Annotated in this window: 21 protein-coding genes; 12 read left to right on the plus strand and 9 right to left on the minus strand. The window is 36.4% G+C overall.

The genetic code is table 11. The features are described 5' to 3' along the window. Positions 1-153 precede the first annotated feature (153 nt). Positions 154-651: a GNAT family N-acetyltransferase gene (locus tag DBX25_RS14990; RefSeq protein ID WP_108671625.1), complete on the minus strand. Its 498-nt coding sequence runs from the start codon at positions 649-651 to the stop codon at positions 154-156. Positions 652-670: 19 nt separating this feature from the next. Beyond that, on the minus strand, positions 671-1,750 hold the full coding sequence (locus tag DBX25_RS14995; protein WP_157950986.1) for an acyltransferase family protein: 1,080 nt from the start codon (positions 1,748-1,750) through the stop codon (positions 671-673). A gap of 100 nt (positions 1,751-1,850) precedes the next feature. Between DBX25_RS14995 and DBX25_RS15000 the strand changes: the two genes are divergently transcribed. Both DBX25_RS15000 and DBX25_RS15005 read left to right on the plus strand, forming a co-directional pair. Next, positions 1,851-2,198 (plus strand): YunG family protein, encoded by a 348-nt coding sequence (locus tag DBX25_RS15000; protein ID WP_108671627.1) that lies wholly within the window; start codon positions 1,851-1,853, stop codon positions 2,196-2,198. Between the two features lie 81 nt (positions 2,199-2,279). Continuing rightward, positions 2,280-2,648: a VOC family protein gene (locus DBX25_RS15005; RefSeq protein ID WP_157950987.1), complete on the plus strand. Its 369-nt coding sequence runs from the start codon at positions 2,280-2,282 to the stop codon at positions 2,646-2,648. A gap of 46 nt (positions 2,649-2,694) precedes the next feature. Here the strand turns inward: DBX25_RS15005 and DBX25_RS15010 are convergent, their stop codons facing one another. Beyond that, the gene (locus DBX25_RS15010) at positions 2,695-4,137 is read right to left on the minus strand and encodes a sensor histidine kinase (RefSeq protein ID WP_108671629.1); all 1,443 of its coding nucleotides are present in this window, start codon (positions 4,135-4,137) and stop codon (positions 2,695-2,697) included. Positions 4,138-4,306: 169 nt separating this feature from the next. Continuing rightward, positions 4,307-5,413 carry an AI-2E family transporter gene (locus DBX25_RS15015; protein WP_108671630.1) on the minus strand — a complete coding sequence of 369 codons (1,107 nt, stop codon included), beginning with the start codon at positions 5,411-5,413 and terminating at the stop codon, positions 4,307-4,309. A gap of 216 nt (positions 5,414-5,629) precedes the next feature. On the opposite strand from DBX25_RS15015, the gene DBX25_RS15020 reads away from it, so the two are divergent. Beyond that, positions 5,630-6,973, plus strand: a complete 1,344-nt coding sequence (locus DBX25_RS15020) for a PepSY-associated TM helix domain-containing protein (protein WP_108671631.1) — start codon at positions 5,630-5,632, stop codon at positions 6,971-6,973. Between the two features lie 63 nt (positions 6,974-7,036). On the opposite strand, the gene DBX25_RS15025 is transcribed toward DBX25_RS15020, so the two are convergent. The 3 genes from DBX25_RS15025 to DBX25_RS15035 all read right to left on the minus strand — a co-directional run bounded on the left by DBX25_RS15025 (position 7,037) and on the right by DBX25_RS15035 (position 10,754). Beyond that, positions 7,037-7,606, minus strand: a complete 570-nt coding sequence (locus tag DBX25_RS15025) for a GDYXXLXY domain-containing protein (RefSeq protein WP_108671632.1) — start codon at positions 7,604-7,606, stop codon at positions 7,037-7,039. Beyond that, complete coding sequence (locus DBX25_RS15030; protein WP_108671633.1) at positions 7,584-8,852, minus strand: DUF2157 domain-containing protein; 1,269 nt, start codon at positions 8,850-8,852, stop codon at positions 7,584-7,586. The genes DBX25_RS15025 and DBX25_RS15030 overlap by 23 nt, the downstream gene beginning before the upstream one ends. Positions 8,853-9,029: 177 nt before the next feature. After that, entirely contained in the window at positions 9,030-10,754 is a 1,725-nt protein-coding gene (locus DBX25_RS15035; RefSeq protein WP_108671634.1) for a methyl-accepting chemotaxis protein, read from the minus strand. Between the two features lie 244 nt (positions 10,755-10,998). On the opposite strand from DBX25_RS15035, the gene DBX25_RS15040 reads away from it, so the two are divergent. The 4 genes from DBX25_RS15040 to DBX25_RS15055 all read left to right on the plus strand — a co-directional run bounded on the left by DBX25_RS15040 (position 10,999) and on the right by DBX25_RS15055 (position 15,139). Then, complete coding sequence (locus DBX25_RS15040; RefSeq protein WP_108671635.1) at positions 10,999-11,898, plus strand: DUF899 family protein; 900 nt, start codon at positions 10,999-11,001, stop codon at positions 11,896-11,898. Positions 11,899-12,223: 325 nt separating this feature from the next. Further along, positions 12,224-13,255: a Delta(5) desaturase DesA gene (gene desA, locus DBX25_RS15045; RefSeq protein WP_108671636.1), complete on the plus strand. Its 1,032-nt coding sequence runs from the start codon at positions 12,224-12,226 to the stop codon at positions 13,253-13,255. A gap of 151 nt (positions 13,256-13,406) precedes the next feature. Next, complete coding sequence (locus DBX25_RS15050; protein ID WP_108671637.1) at positions 13,407-14,543, plus strand: sensor histidine kinase; 1,137 nt, start codon at positions 13,407-13,409, stop codon at positions 14,541-14,543. Then, entirely contained in the window at positions 14,540-15,139 is a 600-nt protein-coding gene (locus DBX25_RS15055; protein WP_108671638.1) for a response regulator transcription factor, read from the plus strand. The genes DBX25_RS15050 and DBX25_RS15055 overlap by 4 nt, the downstream gene beginning before the upstream one ends. Positions 15,140-15,660: 521 nt before the next feature. On the opposite strand, the gene DBX25_RS15060 is transcribed toward DBX25_RS15055, so the two are convergent. After that, on the minus strand, positions 15,661-15,813 hold the full coding sequence (locus DBX25_RS15060) for a YpzG family protein (RefSeq protein ID WP_108671639.1): 153 nt from the start codon (positions 15,811-15,813) through the stop codon (positions 15,661-15,663). 181 nt (positions 15,814-15,994) lie between these two features. Here DBX25_RS15060 and DBX25_RS15065 point away from each other — a divergent pair, with 181 nt between their 5' ends. The 5 genes from DBX25_RS15065 (at position 15,995) to DBX25_RS15085 (ending at position 21,648) form a co-directional block, all read left to right on the plus strand. Further along, a complete protein-coding gene (locus DBX25_RS15065; RefSeq protein ID WP_108671640.1) occupies positions 15,995-16,465 on the plus strand; it encodes a hypothetical protein in 471 nt (156 codons plus the stop codon). Beyond that, positions 16,462-16,968 carry a hypothetical protein gene (locus tag DBX25_RS15070; protein ID WP_108671641.1) on the plus strand — a complete coding sequence of 169 codons (507 nt, stop codon included), beginning with the start codon at positions 16,462-16,464 and terminating at the stop codon, positions 16,966-16,968. Before DBX25_RS15065 ends, DBX25_RS15070 begins: the two co-directional genes overlap by 4 nt. 138 nt (positions 16,969-17,106) lie before the next feature. Beyond that, positions 17,107-19,020: an alpha/beta fold hydrolase gene (locus tag DBX25_RS15075; protein WP_108671642.1), complete on the plus strand. Its 1,914-nt coding sequence runs from the start codon at positions 17,107-17,109 to the stop codon at positions 19,018-19,020. Positions 19,021-19,172: 152 nt separating this feature from the next. After that, on the plus strand, positions 19,173-20,396 hold the full coding sequence (locus DBX25_RS15080; protein ID WP_108671643.1) for an EAL and HDOD domain-containing protein: 1,224 nt from the start codon (positions 19,173-19,175) through the stop codon (positions 20,394-20,396). Between the two features lie 127 nt (positions 20,397-20,523). Next, the gene (locus tag DBX25_RS15085) at positions 20,524-21,648 is read left to right on the plus strand and encodes a polysaccharide deacetylase family protein (protein WP_108671644.1); all 1,125 of its coding nucleotides are present in this window, start codon (positions 20,524-20,526) and stop codon (positions 21,646-21,648) included. A 2-nt stretch (positions 21,649-21,650) separates the two neighbouring features. Here the strand turns inward: DBX25_RS15085 and DBX25_RS20945 are convergent. Continuing rightward, on the minus strand, positions 21,651-21,888 hold a 238-nt coding region (locus DBX25_RS20945), incomplete at its 5' end, for a hypothetical protein (RefSeq protein ID WP_205685245.1).

A 21,888-nucleotide genomic window follows, 5' to 3' on the forward strand; every position in this document is an offset into this window, starting at 1 on the left:
AAATTATTTACATTATCCATATTTTCATATCAACTACTTTTGTAAAGTAGTATTTTTATGTGAGACTTAGAAGAAATCATCCCCGATTTAGTTTTGTAAAATAATGAAATAGTAATAAGAAAAGACGCAAATTTGCGCCTTTTAACGAGTAGCCTATTTAATTTGTAAATGCAGGATGAATTGTTCACCCAGCTTCCCTATTTTACGGAAGCCCTTATCTATAAAACCCGTTTTTAAGTAGACTTGCTGCGCAGCAATATTTTTATGATTCACTCCAAGGACGACCTCATCACATTCAGGAAAATAGACTTTCATATAATCCTTTAATAGAAGTAATCCTTGTTTTGCATAGCCCTTTCCTTGCTGCTTTTCGTTGATAGAAAAAGCGGACAGTAAATAGGCATGTGGATTATCACTATATTCTTTAACACGCTCGCCTTTATTCAACAGAAAAAATCCAACCGCTTCTCCTGCTGACTCAATGACTACAGGTATCTTATTTTTGTTAATTTGTTCGTCTTGAAGCATTTCCCTAGGCATCCCTGTAAATTGTGCCTGATCTAGAGGCAGTTCAAAAGAAAGTAAATCTTTTTCAAACCTCTCCTCATATTTTACTAGATTTACGGTTTGCTGTTTCGTATAGTTTTCCATCCATAACACCCCATAAAAATTATTTAAACCCAAAAGGAAGTCGAAGAATACGGATTTTTTCAAATAACCACAGTAAAATCGAAATAATGAAGAAGGATAATACCAGCAACAATATGAATTTGAGAGGTATGGCTATTTCAACCGAACTTAGAAAATAACCTATTACTACAATGATTGGTTGATGCAAAATATAAAAAGGCAAGGCATACTTGGAGCCAATTTGAAGTGTTTTCGTTTTACGATTGAACCTCATCATGAACAAACCAAGTAACACGAAAATGAGAGACCAGCTCCCCAACACTCGAACAGCCAAAACAGCTGATTTTGCCGATATCCAGCTAGGAGCATCTCCTAAGGAAATGTATCCATACCATCCAGCAACGACGAAACCTATGATTAGTAATATTGGAAAGTATGCTCTGACCTTCTCCATAAAAGTAGAATTAGAAATAAATTTAAATCCAGCTATGAACACGAACAAATAATACAAGAGATCCCAGCCGCCCAATCCAATCGTTTCAACGAATAATAATAGATAAGAGATGAATAGAAAGATCCCAAAACCAATAAAAGATGGTGATGACCCTTTACCACTATCTAGCATTTTCTTAAAGATGGGTAAGGTTAAATAGGTAAAAATCAACAAGAAAAACACATACCATAAATGAAGACCTACAAACGCAAAATTCCCTGGTCCACCTATATCTAAATAAAGTCCGTCAAAATAATGAGGAAGAAACTGAAAAAATGAACCATTAAATTGTTCCAATGTTATCCGTTCGATATAAACTTGTGGTGGAGAAAGGAAAAATACTGCAACAATCAAAGGTATCCCCAACCTAATCAGTCGATCCTTTGCAAGTTGGCTTACTGAATATCTTTGTAGTGCAAAGTATGTACTCGCTCCTGAAATTAAGAAAAACAGTGGCATAATCCATAAACTTGTAATCATCGTAAATAAAAACATATACGTTCCATCTAGCTCTATGTTTTTTACATGCCACGGAAACGGATTAAAAAACATGACCACATGATAAATAAATACAACAAAAGTTGCCACCACACGCAACCAGTCTAAATAATAGAGTCTCCCCTCCATATTCACCCCTCCAAATCCTCTCATTTTCTACTATATAACACTAGAAAAATTTTACAATCCGTGATTTAATACTTATTGAAAAATTCGACTGTAAAAGGGGCTGCGAAACATAGTACCACAACTTATAAATGTCTTATTCAAAGCATGGTCGATCGAGTCCAGCACAAAATGGACAGAAGATAATCCCGCAAAAGGGCAATGTGGAGTGACAGCATTGGTGGTTCACGATTTATTGAAAGGGAAGATTCTTAAGACTCCAACCCACCAAGGCTGGCATTACTACAATTACATTAATGGGGAGCGATATGATTTTACAGCTTCTCAGTTCCCTCAAGAAATGGACTATCAGGACATTGTGTCAAATAGAGAAGAAGCCTTTTCCGACACAAACCAACAGCAATATGCTTATCTAAAAAACAGCGTTGAACAGTTATTGCGAGAAGGTTAATTTTCAGATTATTAAACAAAATATATTCCTCTTTGTGATAAAATGATGGAGCATTCTTAATGAAATTGGGGAGGGTTTATCTTGTTTCAAGGATTCCATCATATTGTGCTTTTTTGTAAAGATACAAATCTATCAAAAGGTTGGTATGAAAAAGTAGGTTTTGAACTAGTTAGAGGCTATGAAGAGATGTATTGGTTCAACCTCGGTGGTATTGAAATCATGCTTCATCCAAGTGAGGTTTCAAATCCTGGCATGACTAATCTACACGTTGCCGTCCAAGATGTATCACAGGTATTTCAACATGTTATCGATCAAGGTCTAGAACCTGTTGACCATCAACAACCAGGAGAAAAAATAAGCGGGCCTGTAACAAGACCATGGGGAGACGTTGAGTTCGAATTGGTGGATCCCGATGGACATTTATGGGCTTTTACGGAAAATAGAACATAGTGGATAACATAGTAATCTAAAAAGGAATAGGCAAAATACCTATTCCTCATTCTTCCTGTAAGGCGCCGAATTCATATTGAGGGAAATGGATTCGGAAGTGAGTACCTTGACAAGAGCTATCCATAATAGTGACATCGCCTCGATGCTCAAAGATGATTTTTTTCACAAATGGAAGTCCCATCCCCATCCCACCTTCCTTGTTGGAAGTAAAGGGATCAAAGACACTCTCCCATTCAAGCTTCGGTATTCCAATACCGGTATCTATCACATCTATTTGAATACCTTCATTCTTTATTTCCACATCTATCTTGATGCTTCTTTTCGAAGTATGCCTTGGAATAGCTTGGGAACTGTTTTTAATTAGATTGATAAATACCTGACGTAAATAGGTTTTGTTGACAAATGCTTTTACAGAGCTATATCTTTTTTCAAAAATGACCTTCACATCGTTCTCCCTCAAAAACTCCTGTTTAAAATCAATCGATTCTTGAATGATCTCGTTAAGGTCCTCTATTTTGAAGTCAATCTTAGAAAATTGAATATAATCCCGATAATTATGGGATAACTCTTCAATTTGATCGGTCGCTTTTCGGATGATAGCAGTTTTTTCTTTATCCTCTTCAGTTAAAGATGGAGAAGATGAAAGAACGGAGTTAAACCCTTTAATCACTTGAGCTGTGTTCAATACCTCATGTATTAAGCTTCCTGCTAAATTTCCCACATAATCTAACTTCTTCTGTCTTTCCACCAACAGATTATATCTCATCATCATCTGCATATTCATTCGGATGAAGGCTATGATGATAGAAATAGAGAAAAAAATCACGCCTAAACTACTGACAAGCGCCCCTGTTTTCGGATAAAAATTAAGAGCACCTGATATGAATAAAAACAGAGAGAAAATGGAGAATTTCCCCAAAAACTCTTTAATATATGGATTAGGAATTTTCTTAGATATCATAAAGATTAAAAAGATGAGAACTAAGTAATTACACATGTGTATTGCATAAATCCAATGGTATGACCCGTATACGGGAAAATAAAAATGAATACCCAATGTTTCTATTTTTCTAGAGGTTATCCCTTCAATCGCCATAGGTGTCCAAAGTAAAAGGAAAACAAGCACACTCCAGATTAGTATGAAATAAAAGGACTTCCTAGAAAAAATCCTTAACAAATACTTCGCAAAAGGTGATGTTTCTTCATTTAACCACGGGCTATTTTGCACACTGACATAAGCTATATAGAAAAACACTGGAATGGCAAACACCGTACCGCTACGCATAAGTTTAAATAGTACTAAAATAGTAGATTCCTCTAAGACTTCACCGAAATACAATACGCCGATATCCGCTTGCCATACAGAGATACACAACATATAGAGTAAAAAGCTCGTCGATAGCTCTGAACCCTTTAAAATTTTCCGGCTACTTATGGCTAACACGATGGGAATCAATCCAACCATGATAACAAATAATCCAACGATCATTCTGTTCCTCCAACATACATTCAATACATGATAATAATAATTATATATTACTACTTATTTTAATATATCTACATGTAAAAGAATATTTAAAATATATCTTATGCAAATTATTGGGAAGAAAATCCACAAAAAAGAAAGAGGCAAGAAATCATTCTTACCCCTTTGCCTTTTAATCAATCTTAATAATTTCTTCTTTTTGGTCTTTATTAAGTCTGTACAATCTATATGTGTGACTAATGATTACCTTCATGACCGCGTAGAAAGGAACTGCTAGAATCATACCAAGCAATCCGCCAAGACTTCCTGCGACCAACAAAATCAGGATAATCGTTAAAGGATGGATATCTAATCTCTTCCCCATAATGTATGGCGATGTGATATTACCATCAATTTGTTGAACAATGACAGCTACAATCATAACCTTAAGTGCCATAAAAGGAGAATCGATAAAACCAATAATTAATGCTGGAACAATTGCAATGAACGGACCAATAAACGGAATCACATTCGTAAACATTGCTACAAAAGCTAAAATCAACGAATATTCAATTCCAATGATCAAGTAGCCAATATACATCATCACCCCGACCAAGATACAAACCACTGCTTGTCCTTGAATATAGGAGCTCAACGCACTATCCATGTCCTTGAAAATTTTCCGGGCTTCCTTCGCCTGAAAGTAAGGAAGGTATTTCAAAACATTGTTGGAAGCTCCTTCACTATCCTTCAATAAATAAAAGACAATGAACGGAACCGTTACGATGATGGTAATAATGCTCGTAACAACTTCCAAAATACCTGAAATTCTCTTACCGAAATCCGCTACATTCGAGTTGAAGTAATCCCTCACATAATTGGAGATGTTTTCTAAGGTCACATACTCATTTTCCTCAAACCTTGAAAACCATTCATTCTGTTGTAAGGCAATCACTTTTTCCTTCAATTTTTCCGTCAACTGAGGAAAATTGTTGATTAAGCTATTAAACTGCTGTTGCAGCTCTGGTCCAATCATGAATACGCCAAGGGTAACAAGCCCTGCGAACAATGAATAGATCAACACGATGGATAAGACCTTTGGAACCTTTTTTTCGTGTAGATAAAAAACAACCGGCCTAAACAAATAATACAGAACCCCAGAAATCAGGAATGGGAAAAACAAGGTAGTAAAGAAAACTTGAAGGGGCCTGAAAATAAAATCTACTTTTGTGGAAAGAAAAATAATGACTAATAAAATTATAATTCCATAACCAATTCGAAACAGTTTTGAATTTGGCACACACAATCACCTCTCTATACATTCATTACCCTAAAAACTACTTTTCATAACGACTGCAATTAGTAATTCTATTGTATCTGTATTTAATTCATAATTCTATTGAATCATAGTCTCTCATTTATAAAAACTTCTCATTAACTTCACACATCTCCCATTTGTTTCTCACAATACCTAACTATTATAAGAATCGTATATTACTAGTTGGAGGATTCTGTAATGAAAGTGAATGATCAATCGTCAAAAAAACAGCTTTACCGTGCCATTTGGAGATGGCACTTTTATGCGGGAGTGATCTTCGCTCCCATAATTATCATATTAGCTGTTACTGGTGCCATTTATCTGTATAAGCCCCAAATTCAAGAAATGATGTACAAGGATTTATATGAAGTAAAACAACAAGGGTCATCTTTATCTGCTAACGAACAAATCATCAAGGTTCAAGAAGAGTATCCAGACTCTCCTATTACTAGATTCCGTCCGTCTGATACTCCTACACGCTCATCTGAGGTTGGGATTGATCATAATGGGGAAAGTATGACCGTTTTTGTAAATCCCTATAACGGAAAAATTATCGGGGATTTGAAGGATGATTCCATGGTTATGGAGTACGTTGTAAAACTCCATGGAGAACTCATGGTCGGTACGATTGGTGATAGAATCGTAGAACTGGCTGCATGCTGGGCTATTATTCTACTAGTAACAGGTCTTTACTTATGGTTCCCTAGGGACAAAAACTGGAATGGGTTCATTAAGATAAGATTGAAGCAAGGTAAACGGATTTTCTATCGAGACCTACATGTTTTCTTAGGATTTTGGCTATCATTTTTTATTCTTATTCTTATTTTAACTGGACTCCCATGGGCAGGCTTCATGGGTGATAAAATTAACCAGGTAGCTACATCTACACAATCTGGTTATCCAGATGGACTTTGGGGTGGCGGACCAGTATCCACTGTTCCTACCAAGTCAGTTGGTGACGTTCCATGGGCAGCGGAGAATATGCCACTTCCTAAATCAAACGTAAATGGTACAAGTGGTCTTTATTTGAATAGTGTCGTAGAAATAGCTGAAGAAAGAAAGGTCCATCCAGGCTATAATATTTACCTACCTGGAGATGAGACGGGTGTTTATACTGTTTCTGTCTTCCCTACCCTTCCAAAAGACCAAGCTACCCTACACATCGATCAGTATAGTGGAGAAGTGTTAGCAGATCTCCGCTTTGACGATTATGGTCCGATGGCAAAGGTCATTGAGGTTGGAATTGCGTTACATGAAGGACGCTATTTTGGTCCTTTCAATCAATTTTTAGGATTGTTAACATGCCTAGGTTTAGTCTTAATTGTATGGAGCGGATTCATCATGTGGTGGAAAAGAAGACCTAAAGGAAAATTAGGAGCACCATCTCTCTCTATCGATTTTAAAATGTCCAAAACCTTAATTGCCATCACGATTGTACTTGGTATTTTACTTCCGTTAGTCGGGATATCTTTATTGGTCGTACTTATTTTTGATTATGTTTTAATTAAACGTGTTCCAAGATTAAGCGAATTGTTTTCATAAATTTTATAAAAAGAAAAAGGTGATTAAAATCGTCCTATTAAGACGTATTAATCACCTTTTTCCTTACTTATTAACCTCTACACTCTGAAGGATGGAATATCCCTTATAGATTTTAACCGTCGCAATTAAACGACCTTGACTTGATTCTTTTTCAAGCTGTTTACCAGTGTTTTCTTCAAGGTAATATCGTTCGTTAGGAATGTTGATATTCACTTTTTTCAGGTTTTGGCCTTCAGTCATATTTACATAAGGGCTCATTACACCTTTTATAAATACGCCAGACTTCGGTTTCACTTCTACAACTCTCCATGCTTTGTAAACCCCAGAAGCTTTGTCTTCCCTTAATTCTATGAATACCTTCACATCTTTATAAGGTTTGGAGCTGTCTCCATGTATGTCTAATTTCTTGAGTAGTGGTTCGTAGATAATGTCTAAGGGAACTTCTTCAATTTCAAAGTTCAAATCTACATAATCACCGTAAAACAAGTCTCTTGGATCGTAAGGGACCGTTTGTAGCTTAACCGTTTCCCCGAAGTAAGTGGCGGTGAGCGGTTTAATTAACATAGTCAACAAAAGAAGAATCGGAAAGGCTAAGGCAAAGATAAAGAAATTATTCCTTGATAGTTTCTTCATTCTTCGTCATCTCCTTTCGACGAGTTTTTTCAAACCAATACCCAAGCGCTAATAATAGAACGCCTCCGATGAGGAAAGCAATGGACTTGTTTAGGAAAGCAAGAGATAAATCTACATAGAAACGGAAAATGAATAAACAGACGATAGCAACTCCGAATAGATTCTCTCTCCTCACTAAACTAAGTGCGTAGATAAGATATCCAATCGAAAATACCAACGAAAGCAACCACGCATTCTCTGCTGACACGTCTTCCCACCAATGAGGAAAAGAGAGAATGATCGCAGTGATGAAATGAAGCATCATTCCGATTACTTTGGTTTCCCATTTATAGTCTGGATGTTGAATAAATACTAAACTCATTCCTATTATGAAATAGAATAATAGGATGAGAAGTTCGTGTTCTAATTCAAAATAAGAAAATGCCATGGCAAAGAACTGCAATGTCATGAATAGATTAATCACAAACAAAGGTTTGGATTTATTTAAATACTTATGCCCCACATAAAATAAAGCTGGTAATACGAGTAAAAACACATAAGGGAAAGCTTCAACCTCTAGAGGCCTTATAGCAAATTGCGCTTGAATGAATAAATAAACGGATAAAATATTGACCCAAAATAAAGCTTCTGACCTTTTCATTACATAATGACCAAAAGCGAACATAAGCGGGAAGATGATAATCATGACATAAGCCACTAAATCATCTGTCCAAATAAATTTAACTTGGATATAACTATAGATTAAACCTATAGCCACAAACTTTAACAATTTATCTTCTAAGTAAAACGCTAAAGGCAAAATTCCTATTCCCCACATTAAGAAGGCATCTTCCCAATTGCCACCTAGATGAAATAATTGTCCAATATAAAAGATTTCCGCACCATAGGCAAAGGCACCTACATAATATAAAGATTTAGATAGAACAGGGTGTTTCGTTTCTAACCTTCTAGCCCCAAGATAAAAGGCAATCAACGTACCTAAAAGAATGATAAACTTGGTTATTTTCGTTAACTCCGACCAGTTGCTAGCCACAAAACTCAATATCCCTAACCCAATCAAAATTCCACCAATAAGAAACAGTATTTGTATAGAGTTCAGGCTCTGTTTCGAAGGGATTTCCTTTGGCGCTTCATATAGATCCATCAAATGAGCAGATTGACCTTTTTCTAAGTGTCCTGCACTTTCTAATTCATGGAATTCTCTTTTAAGAAAGTCATAGGCCGATTTTGACACTACTCTTTTCAAATAAACACCTTCTTTCCCAATGGATTCATACAACTACTACAGTAGGAATAGTCTAATTAGAAAATTCACTTCTGTATATGTTAAATTATATAAAAATATCCAAATTTAAGTATTTTTTTACCATATTAGAATAAAAAGGAGCATGGCCCTGCTAACGGACGGTGCTCCTTTTTCGTTTTACAGCTTAAATTTATTGGTTAATTCATTTAGCTCTTTCGCCATACGAGACAGTTTCTCGATAGAAGTCGACATATCAGAAACAAGGTGATCCTGTTCTTTCGTGACTTCGACAGTCTCTTTTGTGCTCGTTACAGCTTTTTCTGCAATATTGGCGGTTTCCAAGGAAGAAGCCGTGATTTCTTCTGTGGAAGCTGACATTTCTTCTGAAGTAGCTGTCACTTCTTGCATTTGATGGACAACTCCTTGAATGGCATCCAAAATCGTATGGAATGCTTCTCCTGTTTCTTCCACAAAAACGATTCCCTTTTCAACATCTCTTGTTACGGTGTCCATAGACTTTACAGTAACACTCGTATCATCATGGATTTTTTCAATTAATTGTTGAATACTTTCTGTAGATCGTTCTGATTGCTCAGCAAGTTTTCGAACCTCATCGGCTACTACTGCAAAACCTTTTCCGTGCTCCCCTGCCCTTGCCGCTTCAATAGCTGCATTTAAAGCAAGTAAATTTGTTTGTGCGGAAATCTCACGAATAATATTAATAATCGTGGCAATTTCATTGGAATGAGTTTCTAATACTTTTATGAAAGAAGAAGACTGATTGACGGAAGCACTGATGGTCTTCATCTGCTCAATTACCTTTTCTAACTTCTCGTTTCCTTGTTCTGCTTCTTGAAGCGTCTTAGTAGAAAACTCGGATACGGTTGAAGACGACTGAGCAATGTGATTTATGCCTTCAGTCATCCCTTCCATGACACATACACTTTCTTCAAGGCTTCTAAATTGTGTGTGTGAGCCAATCGCCATCTGTTCCATAGTAGCTGCAATTTGTTGGCTAGCTGCTTTTGTCTCATTCGCTTGGGCCAATAATTCTGAAGTCGTGACTTGAACTTCCATCGTATTATAATTAATCCCTTGAATGACTTGTTTTAAATCCGAAACCATTTCATTAAACGCAAGCGCTAATTTTCCGATTTCATCCCCTCGCATACTCTCAAACGAAGTCGATAAATCTCCACTTCCTACCTTTTCAACTTGTTTCGTTAGCTTTTGCAATGGATTTACTAAGTATCGAGTAAAGCCAACAATCATTAGAATACTAATCACTAAAATAATAGCCGTTATGATAATCATATTCAGCTTGTTCTTTTGCATCGTTTTATAAATTTGTGTGGCATCAAAATCTGCTCCAACAACACCAATCATTTCACCATTTGTAGCTTTGATTGGGATGTAAGCTGAGACAACCGCTCCGTAATCATCATCATAGCTTAATTCCCCAATGGAGGATTCACCCGTTTCAAACGTTGCTTTTAACTGTGGAAACTCATCCATGGCATCTTCAACTTCACCTAGCCCTGAAGCATCCTCAGAACCTTTTGGCATCCCATCCACCACATATTGATAGACAAACCCTTTATCCGTTTTAACTCGTTGCATCGTATATAAATACAACAACCCATTCGTTTCTCTAATTTCATTCAATTGTTGACGAAGGTCATGATAATAGTCGGTCTCACCTGATTGAGGTGTTATTTCTTTATACTTCTCAACATCAATCTTCTTTACCGCTTGCCTTGCAATATGGTCTGCTTGATTGCTTACCGATTCTACCACTAGCTGAACGGATGAACGATAAGCGAGGAAACTAATACAAAGTCCTGAAAGTAAAATAAGAGTAGAAAACACCAATAACATTTTGACTTTAATGCTTTTTTTCATATGTCTACCTCTTTTTCGAATTAAATAGCTTCATAGATTGTTGGTTATAGAGTATATGGTTTCTCCGTCCGAGGTTTCAGCCCAAAATACATTACTCTAGTAAAATAGTCACCTATTCATCATAAACCATTTCCATTTTCTAGAATAGTCGGAAAAGTAATTTTCTTTTTTAACAGGATTATGGCTGATATTGCTGAAATCTTATAGTAGAAATTCATTTTATGCGGGAGTGGGTAGACGACAAATGGAAAATACCGTTCTAAGCCAAATTGAAGAGCTAGAAAAGGAAATACTAGAAAAAAAGAAGCAGCTTGCCAAGCTTAAATCCTCAACTATTAAAAGATCCGTACAAAACTATGAATTTGTTACATCCAATCACCAACAGGTCACCCTGCAAGAACTATTCGGAGATAAGGACCAATTAATGGTCATTCATAATATGGGCAAAGGCTGCTCTTACTGTACGATGTGGGCAGACGGATTCAATGGGGTTTACGAACATTTGAGGAATGAAACTGGATTTGTACTTGCATCACCCGATACCCCAGATGTACAAGGTGATTTTGCCGCTAGTAGAAAATGGAAGTTTCCCATGATTTCAGTAGAAGATCATCCGTTCACAGAAGACATTGGATTTTTAAAAGGTAAGTCACACTATCCAGGAGTTTCTACCTTCCATAAAGACCAAGATGGAAATATCACACTTTATGCACAAGCACCTTTTGGACCTGGAGACGATTATTGTGTCACCTGGCATCTATTTGATTTACTACCAACAACAGGAGAAAATGTTCAGGTGAAAAGATATCTTCATGAACGTTCACCATTCCACCTGACAAATAACATCGCAATCGGTGTAAGTGATTATGAAAAAGCACTTTCCTTTTATCAAGATGTTCTTGGCTTTAAACTTGAACAAAGCTTCCCGAACGAAACAAAGTTCTCAATGGGTGGTTCAAACTTCTATATTGAAAACACTGATGTTCAATATACCTATTTTGAGTTTTATGTGGACCAAATCGAGCCCGCTAAGAAGATGTTATTGGAAAATAGCTGTATCATTACCCATGTTTATTCAGATAAAAGTATGTTAGTGGCAGATCCATTCGGCCTCAAATTTCACTTGTTTGAAGGAAATAAATAATTCACAGAGCAGCCGATGTTTGGCTGCTCTTTTCTATGGTAATAAGGTAATCTCCCTCAGAAGGTATAAAATTAATCAAACGTTTGATTAATTTTATACCTGGTCATAAGACTAGAAATATGAAAACAAAATAGAAAAATTTGTTATAAAACTCCCCTTAAATGCCAAAATAATCAAGGACCTAAGTAAAATCCTTCAAAATTTTCACTCCATATATGACATTTATCATGGTTTGGATATGACACGTATGACTACCACGCCTCATTTCACTTACTTATAATAGGAGGTAATAAACTATGAAGTATGAGGAAGGGAAAACTAAAATATGACGAATCAGGATACAAAAAACCTGCGTAAACACACAGCCCCTTATGAAAAACCGGAACTCAAAAGCAGCATTTGGCAAATCATCAATACGATTGGTCCGTTCCTATTAGTATGGTTTCTTGCGTATAAAAGTCTCTCCATCTCTTATTGGTTGACACTTGCGTTGGCGGTAATCGGTTCTGGGCTACTTACTAGAATTTTCATCATATTCCATGACTGTTGTCACCATTCTTTCTTTAAAAGCCGTAAAGCAAATAAAATCGTTGGTACAATCACGGGTATATTGACTGTCTTCCCTTATGATCAATGGGCACACAGTCACTCCGTTCACCATGCTACAAGCAGCAATTTAGATAAGCGTGGCGTAGGCGATATTTGGATTTTGACTGTTGAGGAATATTTAGAAGCATCTACAATGACAAAAATTGCATACCGTTTATACCGCAATCCGTTTGTCATGTTCGTTTTAGGTCCGATTTATATCTTCTTGATTTTGAATCGATTTAATCGTAAAGGCGCAAGACGTAAAGAACGCATCAACACATATATTACAAACATCTCAGTTGTTGCTCTAGTCGCTTTAATGTGTTGGGCTGTTGGCTGGGAAGCTTTCCTTTTAGTACAGGGCCCAATCTTTATGATTTCTGGTTCGGTAGGAATTTGGTTGTTCTACGTTCAACATCAATTTGAAGACACTTATTTTGAACACGATGAGGAATGGGAGTACGTGAGAGCAGCTGTAGAAGGAAGCTCATACTACAAGCTGCCTAAAGTCTTACAATGGATGACAGGAAATATCGGTTTTCACCATGTCCATCATTTAAGCCCAAGGGTGCCAAATTATAAGCTTGAAGAAGTTCATAAAAATAGTGTGCCATTACAGCATGCACAGACGCTTACTATTTCAACTAGCTTACAATCACTAAAGATGCATCTATGGGATGAACAAGGGAAAAAGTTTATTGGATTTAAGGAATTAAAAGCTTTTCAAAATAAAGAACAGTTCAGTTCACCAAAATCATCCCTTTAACTTAAACCGTTCTGACAGGAATTTCCGTGTTCCTTATGATAAGATAACCTTACTACATTCGAAGGCTCGCCAATTGGCGAGCCTTCATGCAAAGATGGAAGCATAGTCTGTCACTCGGATCACTAATATTCGTACAAAAGAGGTTTTTATTATGTTTCAAAGGTTCATACTTTTCAAAAAGAACACTGGTATTTCGCCTTATATCTGGGCGGTTTTAAGTATATTGCCGTTTTATTTTTTGTTTCAATCTTCATCACCTAAAGAAATCATCATTGGCAGTTTGCTGACGATTTTATTTTTTATCACCTATCGCTTTGCCTATATTTCAAAAAAGTGGGCTGTATACGTCTGGACCTGCATATTGATAAGCATTTCCTTTACGATGACGAGTTTTTTCAGCTACGTGTATTTCGCTTTCTTTATTGCCTACCTTATCGGCAATATTAAAGACCGGATAGCTTTCCTTATCTTATATATCGTTCACTTGATTAGTACTACCGTCTCGATTAACTTTACGATTATTTTGAACCAAGAAATTTTTCTAAAACAATTGCCTTTTATCATCATCATTTGTATAAGCGTCATCCTTCTCCCCTTCAACATTCGTAACCGGAATGAAATGGGTCAGCTGGAGGAAAAACTCGAGGATGCCAACAAACGAATTTCAGAATTAGTAAAGCTAGAAGAACGTCAACGGATCGCCCGTGACCTTCATGACACACTCGGCCAAAAGCTTTCACTGATCGGATTAAAGAGCGATTTGGCTAGAAAATTGATTCAAAAAGATCCTGATCAAGCTCGTTCTGAATTAAAAGACGTTCAGCAAACAGCTAGAACCGCATTGAACGAAGTAAGAAAATTAGTGTCCCAAATGCGAGGCATCACCTTAAAAGAAGAGCTTGTCTTAATCAGACAAATACTAAAAGCCGCTCAAATCGAGTATATTGGTCCTGAGTACATTACCTTAACCAACGTTCCTATCCTAACTGAAAACATACTGAGCATGTGTCTAAAGGAAGCCGTAAACAATGTGGTTAAGCATAGTGGAGCGTCCACTTGTGAGATTGAAATAGAACAATCTCTAAACGGCATTACAATGACAGTCAAGGATAACGGTTCCCAACAGGTAAAAGAAGCAGATTTTTGCAAAGGGAATGGATTAATTGGAATGAAGGAAAGACTTGAATTTGTGAATGGAACGCTGGATATTGTTTGTAAGGACGGAGTTACTTTAATAATAAGAGTACCCAATGTCGTGAAACAGATGGATCGGGAGGAGCTTGTATGATTCGAATCGTCATAGCTGAAGACCAACGAATGTTGTTGGGCGCACTAGGTTCACTACTTAGTTTAGAAGATGACATGGAAGTGGTTGGAAAGGCCGACAACGGCGAAGAAGCCGTCTCCCTAGTTCATCGCTTAAAGCCAGATATTTGTATCATGGATATCGAAATGCCTATCAAAACCGGCCTTGATGCTGCGGAAGAAATACAAGGATTAGGATGTAAAGTCATCATATTAACCACCTTTGCCCGCTCTGGTTATTTCCAACGAGCATTAAAAGCAGGTGTAAATGGATATTTATTAAAGGATAGTCCTAGCGAAGAACTAGCCAGCTCCATACGAAGTGTTATGGCTGGCAGAAGAATCTATGCCCCAGAATTAGTCGATGATGTATACGCAGAGGAAAATCCGTTAACCGAGCGCGAAAAAGAAGTGTTGGTCCTTGTCGCAGATGGCAAGAACACAAAGGAAATCGCAGACGAACTCAGCATAAAAACCGGAACTGTCCGAAACTACATCTCAACCATCTTAGATAAACTTGAAGTCGGCAACCGAATTGAAGCCATCACAAGAATTAAAGAAAAAGGCTGGTTTAAATAGAGCGAGATTACGCCAGGTGTTAGCGGAGGGCGGAATTTTGTGCCGAGCGGGATGGATTATTACCGAAATACGGGTGTCTTATGCCGAATGGGATGGTATTTTACCGAAATACGGAGATTTATTACCGAACGAGATCCGTTTATTACCGAAATGCAGACTTTTATTACCAAACGAGATCCGTTTATTACCAATGACGAGGATGCGCGTTCTTTCCTACCGTTCAGCCTCGTTTTTTTACCGAACGCACTGGGTTTTTTACCGAAATGCAGACTTTTATTACCAAACGAGATCCGTTTATTACCAAAGACGAGGATGCGCGTTCTTTCCTACCGTTCAGCCTCGTTTTTTTACCGAACACACTGGGTTTTTTACCGAAATGCGGAGATTTATTACCGAACGAGATCCGATTATTACCGAACCGCAATCTTTTATTACCTAACACACACTATTTATTACCATTCCGCCATTCAGAAAAGAAGACGCCTAAACGGCGTCTTCTTCCTTCTTTCAAAGAATATCCTTTACCATCTGTGAGCCTTTGCATTGCTTTTCAGGATAATGTTGGTTTGTGACATTTCAGTATGTCCATTAACTTGAGATTTTGAACGCTTAGGTCTTGTCCAATTATGGTGAAATCGTTGAGAATGTGGATCTAAGTGATCTTTATAGCTCATATTCGTGTCACCTCATAGATTGTATTGGATAAGCTGTGAACTTGATATCCGTTAGAATATCATTATCAGTATGCAAAAAAACTACAAGTATTATTCTTAAACAAGAGACACGGGTATGAATACATAAATACAGGATAGAATACCTAGTAACCAATCAAAGAACTTCTGAGGAGGCTCTTTTTTGTCTTTAGCAATTTGTGTATTGATCACGTGGATTGTCATTATCATTCTGCATGCTATTCCAAAAAAATTATCCGAACTCGATATGGTCTTCCTGTATTTCATGAATACCATTTTTGAAGTAAGCATCTTCACCATTTTACATATTAACTTAAACAAACTTGTTGTAAGCCATGATGTTGAAAAGTCCTTTGCAGATTTAGTGATACGTTTAATCATGATTCCACTTGTATTTGTGATAACCGCAAATATCCTTTTATATTCTTGGAAGTATTTGAAATGGTTCATTGTCATCGCTATCATTTTTAGCTTTATTTTGATGCAAAAATTATTAGAATGGCTAGAGATAATCAAAACGAGCCAATGGAATATTGGGAAAACCCTTCTCTTATTCAGTTGCTATGCCCTTTTTTCAAGCCTAATGGCGTGGATGATCTCTAGAGTGGATGAGAAAGAAGTGACCAAAACATGAAGGTATATGACAATCACTTCAATTTAAATGAATGGTTTATTATTTTCGGCCTATGTGTAGGATTGTTAGCTATCATTTTCTTACCAAAACGATTTTCGAAAAAAACTTCCATTGTCTTTTTTACCTGTGGTATTTTTACCGGTTTATTTTTTGACCATTCCTTAAGTGTTCAGCCTGTCAGTTATTATGATGTAAACGATAATTCATCTTATCAAATGATGGATTTTCTTTCTTATATCGCTTACGGCCCTATCAGCTATCTCTTCTATTATTTTTACGACCGTCTACAAAAAATTCCGACTCCTACCTACATTCTCCTATGTTCTTTATTTAGCACTGGCTTGGAATGGCTCTCTGTACAGGCAGAGGTTTTTCACTACAATCACGGATACACCTTATACTACTCCTTCCCCATTTATCTCATCGTGCAAAGCTGCTGGCTTGTTTTGTATGTACGATTTTGTAAAGATGGAGCACGAAGTAGAGTGAATATACAGAATTGAGAGAGGATTTCCGCATGAGGAATCCTCTCATTTTAATTACAAATTTTATATATTTTAGTAAAATTTGCAAAAAACTTTGAACTTTTTTTCACATTGATTCGTATAAAGTGTAGATGTGCAAAATTGGGAGGGGTTTGAATGTCAAAAAAATTGACAAAATCAGTTAGTAAAATAGTATTGGCAGGAACTTTGGGATTAACTGGATTAACAGGAAGTCTTACAGCGCCTCAACACCAAGTCCATGCAGAAACTTCAATTGCAAATGTGGATTACAAAAAAAATGCAGAAGAATTCATTACCTTGTTAATGTCAAACAAGTGGGAAGAAGCATCCAAGCAGTTTAGTAAACACCTTCAGCCTTTACTAACAAAAGAAGTGGTTGTTCCATTATTGGCGGGAATGACTACTCCGTATGGCAAAGTACTAGAGACCAAATATAAAGACTTAAAGACTGATAGTGTACATACGAATGTGACTTTCGAAGCTACAGCTGAAAAAGGAGCATTTAACATCGTATTGAAACTAGATCAAGAAGGAAAAGTCGATGACTTTGCTATCGAACCATTATCTCCGCCAGTAAATGTGCTAAACCCTACCTACAACAATCCAGAAAACTATTCAGAGAAACAGTTCGTAATCGGTGAAGGGAAATTTTCTTTACCAGGTGTTTTAACAGTACCAAAAGGAAAAGGTCCATTCCCAGTTGTCGTACTTGTCCATGGATCGGGAGCTCATGATAAGGATTCTTCCATTTATTCCTTTAAGCCTTTTCGTGATATTGCGGTCGGACTAGCGAATGAAGGAATCGCAGTCCTTCGATACGAAAAAAGGACGAAAGCTCACCCAGCAAAAAGTATGTTAACACCTAACTTTTCGATTCAAGAAGAGACAGTGTTAGATGCAAACCTTGCAGTAGAAAAATTGAAGTCTCTACCTGAAATTGATTCAAAAAATATTTTTGTATTAGGTCATAGCCAAGGTGCTTTTGCCCTTCCGCTCATTATTGAAAACGATAAAAAACAGGATATTAAAGGAGCCATCCATGTTGCTGGGGTTGCTGATAAATTCCATCATCTAATGCTTTGGCAGTTTGAAGAAGGATTAAAAAGAGCAGAAAAAATGAAGGCTCCAGCAGAACAAATCAAAGCACTAAAAGATAATCTAGCATTCTTTAAAGCACAGTTCAGTATTCTGGATGATCCTCAATATTCAGCAGATAAGGTGCCTCCTACCTTCCAATTAGGAGGTGCTTCTTGGTGGTTTGGTTTACGTGATTACGTTCCGACTGTTTTGGCAAAGAAACAAAACGTTCCTATGCTCGTCATCCAAGGAGATAAGGACCTACAAGTGCCTACATCCCAATACAATAAAATTAAAGCGGAACTAAAGGACCGAAAAAATGTGGATTACAAAATCTACCCTGATATGTTCCATGCTTTAGTCAACTATCCAGGAGAACCGGATTATATGACAGAGTACATGACACCTGGAAATGTACCACAAGAATTCATTTCCGACGTTTCAGAATGGATGAAAACAGGAGATCTTGCTACCAAGGATGAGGACCTATCTTCTTACATCGATTTTGAATATGATCAGTACTGGTCAAAACCGTTCACTTGGGCCATCAATAAAGGAATTATTGTAGGCTACGAAAAAGATCGATTACTAAAACCTTACTCTACTATGACTGAAAGCCAGTATTTACGAGTATTTTTCCGTTACACACATGAAGAAGCACTAAAAGATGAATCGTTAACGACCATCTATTCCTTAGCTAAAAAAGAAGGACTATTACTAAGCGGAAAACAAAATTCAGAATTAACGAGAGGCCAAGCAGCTGTACTATTAGCAAAAAGCTTTACAAAGAAAACCATGTCGGAAAACCAAGCTGTTCAATGGCTGTACGACCATAACATCGTTAGCGGATATTTAGAAAAAGACGGAACAAGCCAAAAAACATTTGAATCCTTTAAAGCGAACGAACCAATGACTCGAGCACATATAGTAACTATGCTGTCTATGATAGATGAGGCAGGATTAAACCAATAATCATGTATTCAACCTAATAGATTTATTCTATTAGGTTGTTTTTTACAAAAATTAGTAGCGTTACCTATTATATACATATAAAATAGAAGTAATAAGTCTATTAGCCCATATCATTTATAAATGAAACGTTTAATAGAAAAGGAAGTGTTTGCTTGGATGTTTTTGTGGGCAGGCAACCAATATTCAACGATAAACTAGAACTAATTGGCTACGAATTGTTAAGTAGAAGTGGGAGTGACAATAAATATCTTGAATTTAATGGAGATCAAGCTACTCTTGATGTCTTAGTTAATAGTTTTATGATTATTGGAATTGAAAAGTTAGCCAACCGAAAAAAATGTTTCGTGAATTTTACTGAAAACCTAATATTAGATGACTTACCAACTTATTTTAATAAAGATATTATAGTCATTGAATTACTAGAAGATATTAAACCTACTCCAAAGGTTTTAGAGGCTTGTGCACGCCTTAAATCTCTCGGGTATACACTTGCACTGGATGATTTTGTATTAAGAAAAGAAAATGCTGCTTTCTTAGAGTTTGCCGACATCATTAAAGTAGACTTTTTAAAAACACGTCCAGAAGAATTGAAAAAAATATTAGAGGTAATTAATCATACCGATATAAAATTGTTAGCTGAAAAAGTTGAAAGCAGAGAGGATTATCATCTAGCACGTTCCTTAGGTTTTCACCTATTCCAAGGATACTTTTTTAGCAAGCCCGTCATCATTAATACTAAAGATGTTTCCTCCATGGGAAACCACCAGTACTTTCTATTATTAGAAAAGATTGATCAACCTGATCCTAATATAAATGAAATTGTAGAGCTGGTTGAAAGTGATTTTGCATTAACCTATAGGCTTCTTAAAATTGTTAATAGCACTGCCTATCATATGAGAAATAGAATTAACTCTATAAAACAGGCAGTAATAGTCTTGGGACTTAATGAGTTGCGAAAATGGGTCATGGTATTGGCCTTTGCTAATAAATTCACCCAAAGAAATAGTGAAGTGATTAAAACTTCTTTGTGCAGGGCCAAATTCTTTGAGTCCATAGCAAAACTGAAGGATATTCCTAGTTCAGAATGCTTTTTACTAGGTCTTCTCTCTTTAATCGATACCATATTAGAAAAACGAATGGAAGACATTTTAGTAGAACTACCCTTAACTTCTCGAATAAAAGATGCTTTACTCGGAAATTCTAGTGAATTAAATATAGAATTACAACTAATATCTTCATTAGAACGAGGCAATATGCTAGAAACCATCGAGATCAGTAAAGTGTTAAATATGGACGAAAAAGAGATTTACCAACTCTACTTTGAGGCGATTGAATGGTCGGACTCTCTATTTCATTCTATTTATTTTTATAATTAAATGGTTATTTCCAACGGCTTCCATAAGACTTGGGGGCCTTTTATATTTCTTCAATTGATATAGGAATACTCTAACTATTTCCTCATATATTTCTATTAAAATAAGAAAATATGCGAGGTTTTAGTTTATGGGAAAATCTATTAAACACTTATTATTCTTTAGCGTACTACTATTTCTATTTTTTCCAAAGTCTACACAAGCCTCCCAGCTAGTACAAAAACTTACCTTCAGCGTAAATGATGAAGTTCACCTTAGCAAAGAGCATTACCCAACAATGATTGGCGCCAGCGCACATATGCCTTTAGATGATTTTTCAAAATCCATCGGAGCAACACTTCAAAGAGTTGAAGTTCCACAAACCGCTACTCTTCAAAGAGGAACTCATACCATTCATATAGACCTTTTGAACAATACGTTCACTATCCCAAATAACAACTATACAGGATCCATTGTAGAAATTGACGGTATACAATACATACCAATACGAGCTTTTGCAGAAAACCTTGGATTTCGAGTCTTCTACCTTTCAGATAAGAAAACAGTGCGAATTGTAGATGGCAATCATACCCTCAGCAACGGTGCATTTATTGCAAGGAACTCAACCAAGTTACATACCACCTTGTCCCCTCATTTAAATAAGAAGAAAGTTTATTTGACTTTCGATGATGGGCCTAATGAATACTCTAAAAAAATCCTAACACTTTTAAATCAAAAGAATGTAAAAGGAACATTTTTTGTAGTCGAACCAAACATTAGAAAATATTCAAACGTCATCAAACAAATGGTTGATAGCGGACATTATATTGGACTTCATAGTGTTAGCCATAATAAGAATAAACTGTACACCAAACCACAAAACGTCGTAGCTGAAATGGAACAAACTCGAAAAACACTCTACTCGGTTTCGAGACTAAATAGCTTATTAGTCAGAGTCCCATATGGCAGTAAGCCTTATATGACAGAACCCTATCGAAATGGACTTGTGAACAAGCAATACAAAATGTGGGATTGGCATATTGATACTCTTGATTGGAAATTCCATGATCAGGATCAAATCATGGAAAGTGTGAAAAGTGGAATTCATCAAAATAAGAATCTAGATAAAATCGTTATTCTGTTTCATGAATCTAAACAAACGTATCATACACTACCTGCTATCATTGATTATTTACTTAATCAAGGTTACGCCTTGGAAGCGTATAACCCAAATGAACACTTTTCGGTGAACTTTTGGAGAGATGCGAGGTTGTAATTTCATTTATTACAAAGATAGACTTTAATTGCTAATTTCTTCGTAAAAATTTTCTTTATTAAAATCAATAAACCTATACCCCATCGTTTTGCCAGATTATAAAAGGCATCCGCTATAAGAAAATTGATATGCTCCCCTAAAGGTAGACAGATGAAATAAAAAAATCTGTTTTCCTTTGGGGGAGTTTTTATTATGGCTAAAAGTAAATTTTCTAAAGAAGAAAAGTATGAAATTTTAAAA

The sequence above is a fragment of the Peribacillus acanthi genome (assembly GCF_003073175.1).
Lineage (GTDB): Bacteria > Bacillota > Bacilli > Bacillales > DSM-1321 > Bacillus_BN > Bacillus_BN acanthi.

What these genes read in the sequence shown, in the direction of transcription:
- DBX25_RS14990 (WP_108671625.1), bottom strand. Translation starts at nt 651, where the DNA reads ATGGAAAACTATACGAAACAGCAAACCGTAAATCTAGTAAAATATGAG.
- DBX25_RS14995 (WP_157950986.1), bottom strand. Translation starts at nt 1,750, where the DNA reads ATGGAGGGGAGACTCTATTATTTAGACTGGTTGCGTGTGGTGGCAACT.
- DBX25_RS15010 (WP_108671629.1), bottom strand. Translation starts at nt 4,137, where the DNA reads ATGATCGTTGGATTATTTGTTATCATGGTTGGATTGATTCCCATCGTG.
- DBX25_RS15020 (WP_108671631.1), top strand. Translation starts at nt 5,630, where the DNA reads ATGAAAGTGAATGATCAATCGTCAAAAAAACAGCTTTACCGTGCCATT.
- DBX25_RS15025 (WP_108671632.1), bottom strand. Translation starts at nt 7,606, where the DNA reads ATGAAGAAACTATCAAGGAATAATTTCTTTATCTTTGCCTTAGCCTTT.
- DBX25_RS15035 (WP_108671634.1), bottom strand. Translation starts at nt 10,754, where the DNA reads ATGAAAAAAAGCATTAAAGTCAAAATGTTATTGGTGTTTTCTACTCTT.
- DBX25_RS15040 (WP_108671635.1), top strand. Translation starts at nt 10,999, where the DNA reads ATGGAAAATACCGTTCTAAGCCAAATTGAAGAGCTAGAAAAGGAAATA.
- desA (WP_108671636.1), top strand. Translation starts at nt 12,224, where the DNA reads ATGACGAATCAGGATACAAAAAACCTGCGTAAACACACAGCCCCTTAT.
- DBX25_RS15050 (WP_108671637.1), top strand. Translation starts at nt 13,407, where the DNA reads ATGTTTCAAAGGTTCATACTTTTCAAAAAGAACACTGGTATTTCGCCT.
- DBX25_RS15055 (WP_108671638.1), top strand. Translation starts at nt 14,540, where the DNA reads ATGATTCGAATCGTCATAGCTGAAGACCAACGAATGTTGTTGGGCGCA.
- DBX25_RS15060 (WP_108671639.1), bottom strand. Translation starts at nt 15,813, where the DNA reads ATGAGCTATAAAGATCACTTAGATCCACATTCTCAACGATTTCACCAT.
- DBX25_RS15070 (WP_108671641.1), top strand. Translation starts at nt 16,462, where the DNA reads ATGAAGGTATATGACAATCACTTCAATTTAAATGAATGGTTTATTATT.
- DBX25_RS15075 (WP_108671642.1), top strand. Translation starts at nt 17,107, where the DNA reads ATGTCAAAAAAATTGACAAAATCAGTTAGTAAAATAGTATTGGCAGGA.
- DBX25_RS15085 (WP_108671644.1), top strand. Translation starts at nt 20,524, where the DNA reads ATGGGAAAATCTATTAAACACTTATTATTCTTTAGCGTACTACTATTT.